Annotated in this window: 1 protein-coding gene and 1 pseudogene; both read right to left on the minus strand. The window is 25.9% G+C overall.

The genetic code is table 11. The features are described from left to right. A pseudogene (locus tag VK91_RS22215) lies at window positions 1-865 on the minus strand (hypothetical protein); the annotation flags it as partial. Then, a partial coding sequence (locus VK91_RS22300; RefSeq protein ID WP_156181916.1) for an AAA family ATPase occupies window positions 865-2,186 on the minus strand: 1,322 nt, incomplete at its 5' end. The gene VK91_RS22300 and the pseudogene VK91_RS22215, both read right to left, overlap by 1 nt.

The following is a 2,186-nucleotide window of genomic DNA, read 5'->3' on the forward strand; positions in this document are numbered from 1 at the left end:
GATCACACATTACCTCAGCTGATTTATCTTTTTCATAGTATTTATTTATATAATTTTCAATTGTCTTTAACCATAAATTTTGCTTCTTCTTTATATAATAACTTTTTTCAAATTTATTTTCTAAAGGTAATTGTATATCTTTTAATTTTTCAAATACATTAAGTTCATTTACTACCGAACCTATTTTAAATTTAAAATGTTTCTCAATATCTTTTTCAAATGGAGAGTATGATGTTTCAAATGTAGAATAATAATCTGATTTAAAATAACTATTACAATATGTACAAGCAGGAATTAAATTATAAAGAGATACTGCAAAAATAGGCAAGATACTTTTAGGGATAAAATGATCTAAGGCAGGTCTAGCTTGTTTTCCAGCATTTAAGAGTTGCCTATTATTACGAATTGTATTAATGTACTGCGCATGACAATAGGGACAAATTTTAATATTCAAGCTCTCTATATACTGATAAGCATCCCATTCTTTTTCTATCCCATTAATAATTACAGTATTTCCAATGTCTAAAAAGTCATCATATGCTGATTCAAATAATTCTCGTATCTCTTTGTGAAACTTTTTGTAATCTCTAGTATCCTGGGCTTTATTAAAATTGAATTTATTAGTGACCATTTCTAAAAATGTTTCTCTTATTTTTCTTAAAGTCTCTATATCTCCAACAGCAATTTCCCTAATATTTTTTATAATATATTCGCATATGATGGTAATTCTTGAATCTATTGTATTATTTTTTATCTCATTTAGCTTTTTATATAAACGATGATTAATATCTGTTACATACGCTTGATGTAAATCTAATATAGGGATACTATTTAAAATTTTATTTTCTAAGTCTATATGTATCATTATTTGTCACCTTTTTTTTCAAAATCTAGGATTCTCTTTTGAACTTTTTTCATTTCCTTTTGTAAGTCTTCAAGCTCTTGCTTCAATGTAACCATTTCATCTGGTAATGGCTTAACAAGTGTTCGTTTCTCATTGTATAATTCAATTAATCTAGATCGAAGAATTGGTTCGCCAACTATATTAATTTGCCTTCTTATACTTTCCCAATCTATCATTTGGTTTTGATTAGGCATATAGCTAATAATCTCATTAGCTATGTTGTTAATTTTTTGCTTAGCAAACTCCCCCATTAATCCCCCTTTTAAAAAGAAAGAATGGGCATATAATTCATGGATATTAGAGCCAAAAGTTCTTTTTATACCTTCTAGATTATCTATAGCCACTACCTCGCTATTACTATTAAATTCCAGAAATAGTACTCTTTCAGCAGTTAAATCGGAAACTAGAAACGGTGAATGTGTAGTAAATACAACTTGTAAATCAATTTCTTTGTTTATTATTGGCATTTTTCTAACCATTTCATGAATAGCATGATTTATTGTCAATAATGCTCTTTTTTGCCATTGGGGATGAAAGTATAAATCAATTTCATCTATTAATAACATAATATTTGTAGAATTATCCCCTATATCTTTTATGCGTATCTCTTCAAACGCTTTGTGAATATTACCCAAAAGCTTAATGATAGCTATTTGACCACTACTTTGCTTTTCCCAAGAAATTTTAAATATTTTAACAATAGATTGATTTGTAAAAATATTTTTAACTATATTTATCATATCTTTTTCATCATTAATATCTATGGTAAGAATCCCATTATTATCAAAATTAAATTCTTCATAGTCTTGCATTTTTAATATAAATTGAAGTTCTTTGGTTATTGTATCCCAAAAATCGTCATTAATTTTATACCCTGCTTTTTTATACAAATTATTTATATAACCAATCACTTTGGATATGTAATCAAAATCAACTTCTTGCCTATCACCATAAATCTGGATTAAATCCTCTGATAATTTTGTAATTTCTTTTTCATTTAGTGGTTTATCATAAGTTCTAATAATCATTTCTACAAGAAAATACAAATATTCAATTATATAAGAAGATAAATAGAAAGGGATATTTTCAATTGTATTAAAAAATTTAGGTTTGGTAATATTTAATCTTACTTTGTTATATTGTTTATTTTGAAGAGCATCTGGTAATATTTTGAATACTTCGTTGAAAATTTCTGATGAGGATCTCAAACCTATTTTCATTTTTTTTGGAAAGTTTAATGTCTCATTATTATTCAAAAGACTTAATATCTCAATTTGAAGAT

It is taken from the genome of Lysinibacillus sp. LK3 (assembly GCF_001043675.1).
GTDB lineage: Bacteria > Bacillota > Bacilli > Bacillales_A > Planococcaceae > Lysinibacillus > Lysinibacillus capsici.